The sequence below is a fragment of the Rhizobacter sp. genome (assembly GCF_031412075.1).
GTDB lineage: Bacteria > Pseudomonadota > Gammaproteobacteria > Burkholderiales > Burkholderiaceae_C > Rhizobacter.
On record NZ_JANOCG010000350.1, the window covers coordinates 1 to 5,281 of the forward strand.

The window sequence follows — 5,281 nt, forward strand, 5'->3', positions numbered from 1 at the left end:
GTAGGCCTTGGCCTCGCCGCCAAACTTCTTCGACAACACCGTCGCGATCGCCGCCGTCAGCGTCGTCTTGCCGTGGTCAACGTGACCAATCGTGCCCACATTGACGTGTGGCTTGGTCCGTTCAAACTTGCCTTTTGCCATCTTGCGCTCCTGAGGCGAACCCGTTGAAACGAGTAGAAAAGTGAAAAGCTGTGGTGCCCATGACGCGGATCGAACGCGTGACCTCTCCCTTACCAAGGGAGTGCTCTACCACTGAGCCACATGGGCATCGGCACGGGTTTAAAGCCAGAAGAACTGGCCAGCAAACCGGTGTCGACGTCTGCCGACCGAGCTGCTCAATGGAGCGGGAGACGGGAATCGAACCCGTGCCATTAGCTTGGAAGGCTAAGGTTCTACCATTGAACTACTCCCGCTCTGGGAGCCGCCGAGACCGCCAACAGCAACAGCAGTCTTTGGTGGAGGAGGCTGGATTCGAACCAGCGTACGCTATGCGGGCAGATTTACAGTCTGCTGCCTTTAACCACTCGGCCACCCCTCCTGAGGCAAGCCCGCAACTATAGCACAGGGCCGATGAGGCGCAACCAAAGGCTCAAGGCGAGGCGCGCTCCAGCCAGGGATGGTCAAGCGGACAAATTCGGGACATGGCAAGGCTGAAGGCGATCGCCACCGCGAGGCGGATGCGCCCGCCAAACCCGCCAAGACCGAAGCACAACGACCGGCAGAACCAACATGAGACCAGTTGGGGGCACGCCACGCCTAGCCAGCCCACCAATCTAAAACGACGCCGACTCACAAACCGGCCGCGCGTCGCCAACGCACAACAGTCCGGGCGTCAAACGCAATACCAAATAGATACCAATAAATCGCTCTGCCTGGCCCAGCCCAGCAAAGCCTCCTGTTGGAAGGCAGAACTCCGCTGATACCACAGGGAAATCCCCCACTAAAAATTGGTAGCAAAGTGGCGTTATCAATCGCTACAGTGGCATCGCACTGGTTGGACGCGCTCTTGAACGCTAGCAAGGCGGCAACCGGCCCGAAGGTGGTATGCAAAGGGACTCCAAGCAGATCGCCGCCCCGATTTTTTGGCTCCAACGAGGAACATCACATGAAGGTCAAACAGACCCCTATCTCCCAGGCGGTGTTCATCGCCTTGCTCGGCGCCAGTGGCGCAAACATGGCGCAGCAAGCGCCCGCCCCTCAGCAACTCGACACGGTGACCATCACCGGTATCCGCGCATCGCAAGAGAAATCGTTGAGCGTCAAGCGCAACGCCGACGCCCACATCGACGTCATCTCGGCCGAAGACATCGGCAAGATGCCCGATAAGAATGTCGCCGACTCCCTGGCGCGGGTGCCGGGCGTCACCATCTTGAACAGCCCAGCCGGTGGCTCGGGTGGCTTTGACGAGCGCGACCGCGTAGGTATCCGCGGCACCAACCCAAGCCTGACGCAGACCCTGTTGGACGGTCACGGCGTCGCCAACGGCGACTGGTTCGTACTGGATCAGACCGGCGCCGGCGTCGGCCGCAGCGTCAGCTACTCGCTGCTGCCTTCGGAACTCGTGGCCCGCGTCGAGGTGCACAAGGCGCCGCAAGCCTCCGACATCGAAGGCGGCACGGCAGGATCAGTGAACATCATCACCCGCAAGCCCTTGGACTTTTCCAAGGCACTGACCCTGGACGTCAACATTGGCGCCGTGTACGCCGACCTGGCGAAGAAGACCGATCCGCAACTCAGCGCGCTGCTGAACTTCAAGAACGAGGCCAAGACCTTCGGCTTGCTGGTGCAGGCGTTTTCTGAGAAGCGCAGTCTGCGCCGGGACGGCGTGGAGACGCTGGGATTCATCACCAAGCTGGACAGCAGCAACGCGCCCGCGCTCATCGCCGCAAACCCAGCGCTCAATGGCGTCTACACCCCTGATCTAATCGGCGCGGCCTACTTCACGCAAGAGCGCGAGCGCAAGGGCGGCCTGGTGCGCGCGCAGTTCAAGCCCACCAAGGACCTGGACATCACGCTGACGGGCTTCTCGTCCAAGATGGATGCGGACAACTACAACCGCAACTACCTGCTTGCGCCACGCGCCGGCCTGATCAACAGCGCCACGATCTCCGACTATGCGGTTGCCACCGACAACAACGGCAACAAGACACTGACCAAGGCGACCTTCAACTGGGCAACGCCTTCGACCGCTGGCTACTACGACATGATCTCGCGCAAGGCCGCTGCCGAGAGCAATTTCCTGAGCCTTGACGGCTCGCTCAGGGTCAGCGACGCGCTGCGGCTGACCGCCAACGCCGGCACCTCCAAGGGCAAGGGACAGACCGTCAGCCAGGATGTGGTCGAACCCGCCATTCGCACCACCAAGGCCAGCTACGCCCTGAACGGCAACGACTCGGCCCCCGCCTTCAGCTTCACGAATCCCGCGCTGGGCTTCGACTGGATCTTCGGCACTCAGAACGTCATCGTGCACGACAAGGAAAGCTGGGCTCAGGTGGACGGCGAGTACACGCTGGATACTGGCATGTTGAAGAGCCTGAAGTTCGGCGTGCGCGGTGCCGAGCACAAGCGCTACACCGATGCAACGCTGAACCAGGGCCCCGGTTGCGCCACCGGAACGCCTTACCGCGTCGGGCCTTGGGACTGGAGCAAGCCCAGCGCCTGCGCCGACGCCAGCGGCAAGGACGCCCCGCAGAACTCGCCCTACACCCTGCCTGCATTCAGCCAGTCCTACCCGGGCAACTACGGCAGCGGTCTGGGCAGCGGCTTTCCCACGGCCTTGACCTATATCTCGGCCGAAGCGCTGGCGGAGTACAACAGTCGCGTCACCAACCGCGATCCCATCGCACGTCGCTCACCGTTCGACGGTGGCGAGTACAGCGTGAAGGAAACCAGCACAGCCGCCTATGTTCAGGGCCATCTGGAAGGCGACAACTGGAGCAGCATCGTCGGCGTGCGCGTGGTTCGCACCAAGCAAAGCTCGGGTGCCTTCCGCAACAGCCTGCCGGCTGACAAGGTGGACGTGGCGTCTGCGTTCGGCAACTTCACCGCGACGTCGTCGGATCTCACCTACACCGACATCCTGCCCAGCGCCAACCTGCGCATCGATGTGACCAAGGACATCGTCGCTCGTCTGGCGGCCAGCCGCACGATGACGCGCGCCGACTACACGGCTTTGTCTGCGTTCACACAGCTGAACACGACCGGCATGTTCTTGGACAACAACGCCATCGGTGGTGGCACCGCCGGCAACGCGACTCTGAAGCCGGTTCGCTCGAGCAACTTCGACCTCAACGTCGAGTGGTATTTCGCGCCGCGCGCCTTCGTCTCGGCGGGTGCGTTCTACATGCGTCTGGGCAGCTACATCACGAACGGCACGTTCACGGGCACCTACCCGGTCCTGCTGAGCAACACCAACCAGCAAGGGGGCGTGCAGCAGTTGGTCAACCGCCAGTTCGTCATCACCGGCCTGACCAACAAGAAGGCGTCGGTGAAGGGACTGGAGTTCGCGGGCGAGACACCGATCGCCGGCAACTTCGGCGTCAGCGCGAACTACACCTACGCGGACGGTTCGGACGAAACCGGCCACGTGTTGCGCGGCAATGTGAAGAACTCGTTCACCGTGGGCGGCTTCTTCGAGAACGACAAGTTCTCGGCCCGTGTGAACTACAGCTACACCGACGACATCTTCATCGGCCAGGACCGTGCCACCGACTACTTCCAGAAGGGCAGCGGTGTGCTGTCGGCATCGGTCAACTACAAGATCACCGACAACTTCGAGCTCAACCTCAAAGGGCAGAACCTGAACGACCCGAAGCTGAAGTACTACGCCTCGAACGTGCAGCCACGCGGCATCTACAAGAACGGTCGCCAGTTCTACCTGACTGCCAACGTCAAGTTCTGACGCCTGCCGGCACTGCTGGATCCCTCGGGTTCCGGCAGGCCCTGCCGCTGAACACAATCAAAAGGGGAGCGTGGAAGTCACGCTCCCCTTTTTCAGTAAGCACTCCCCATGAGCGACACCGCCACCCTCATCGACCAATACATCGCCGCCCGCCCCCGGGGTGGCAGCACGGATGCGCCGCCGCCGGTAAAGCATGTCTGCGTCGTCGGCGGCGGCTCGGCGGGCTGGATGTCGGCGCTGATGCTGGCCACCACGGCCTACGGCCCGCGCCTGAAAGTGACCGTCATCGAGTCGCCCCAGGTCGGCATCATCGGCGTGGGTGAAGGCTCGACGCCCTGGCTGCGCCGCTTCTTCGAGATCCTCGGCATCGAGGAGTCCGAATGGATGCCTGCCTGCAATGCCACCTACAAGAGCGGCATCACCTTCGAGGGCTGGTCGACCAAGCCGGGCTTTGAGCGCTACTTCCACCCCTTCGTGTCGATGCTGGACAACATGACCATGCATCCCTTCGTCGACAACGTGCATGCGCGGCTCGATGGCGCGGACGTTGACGCGCATCCCGACCGCTTCTTCGTGTCAGCGGCGCTGGCGCGACAGCGCCGCGGCCCGCGCGCGCTGCCCAACTTCCCCTTCGACGTCTGGTACGGCTATCACTTCGATGCGACCTTGCTCGGCCAATTCCTCGCCGCCAAGGCGGTGGAGCGCGGCGTGACCCATCTGCAGCGCCATGTCACGGACGTGAAGCTCAACGAGCGTGGCGACATCGACCGCCTTCAGCTCGATGGCAGCGAGACGCTGGCCGCCGACTTCTTCGTCGACTGCAGCGGCTTTGCGTCACTGTTGACCGGCAAGGCCTTGCAGACGCCCTTCGTCGGATTTGGCGAGAACCTCTTCAACGACGCGGCCGTCGCCCTGCCGACGCCGCTGGCAGGCCCCATCGAGTCGCAGACGGTGTCCACCGCGCTGCGTCACGGCTGGGCGTGGAAGATTCCGCTCACCCACCGCCAGGGCAACGGCTATGTCTACAGCAGCGCGCACTGCTCGGCCGACGAGGCTGAGACCGAGCTGCGCGGCCACCTGGGGCTGCTGGACGCCGACATCCCCGCCCGCCACCTCAAGATGCGCGTAGGCCGCATGGCCAAGGTCTGGAACCGCAACTGCGTGGCCATCGGCCTTTCCCAAGGCTTCATCGAACCTCTGGAAGCCACGGCCCTGCTGTTCGTGCAGGTCACCGCGTCCATGCTGGTGGAAGTGCTGGAGAAAGGCGACCTCGGCCCCGGCGCGCAGGAGGCATTCAACGCCGCCATGCACAAGCGCTTCGAGAACACGCGCGACTACATCGTGGCGCACTACAAGACCAACTCGCGCACCGACACCGAC

At 62.9% G+C, this 5,281-nt stretch carries 3 protein-coding genes and 3 tRNA genes; 2 read left to right on the forward strand and 4 right to left on the reverse strand.

Features of this window, described 5'->3' with window-relative positions; translation table 11 throughout:
- The 4 genes from RMO40_RS13010 to RMO40_RS13025 all read right to left on the reverse strand — a co-directional run.
- On the reverse strand, positions 1 to 141 hold a 141-nt coding region (locus tag RMO40_RS13010), incomplete at its 3' end, for a GTP-binding protein (RefSeq protein WP_255459082.1).
- Between the two features lie 51 nt (positions 142 to 192).
- Positions 193 to 267: transfer RNA gene (locus RMO40_RS13015), tRNA-Thr, on the reverse strand.
- A gap of 72 nt (positions 268 to 339) precedes the next feature.
- A tRNA-Gly gene (locus tag RMO40_RS13020) sits at positions 340 to 413 on the reverse strand.
- A 40-nt stretch (positions 414 to 453) separates the two neighbouring features.
- Positions 454 to 538 (reverse strand) — tRNA-Tyr (locus RMO40_RS13025).
- A 567-nt stretch (positions 539 to 1,105) separates the two neighbouring features.
- On the opposite strand from RMO40_RS13025, the gene RMO40_RS13030 reads away from it, so the two are divergent.
- Together RMO40_RS13030 and RMO40_RS13035 are read left to right on the forward strand one after the other, a co-directional pair.
- The gene (locus RMO40_RS13030; protein ID WP_309721739.1) at positions 1,106 to 3,901 is read left to right on the forward strand and encodes a TonB-dependent receptor; all 2,796 of its coding nucleotides are present in this window, start codon (positions 1,106 to 1,108) and stop codon (positions 3,899 to 3,901) included.
- Positions 3,902 to 4,009: 108 nt separating this feature from the next.
- Positions 4,010 to 5,281: tryptophan 7-halogenase (locus RMO40_RS13035; protein WP_309721742.1), on the forward strand; the 1,272-nt coding region annotated here is incomplete at its 3' end.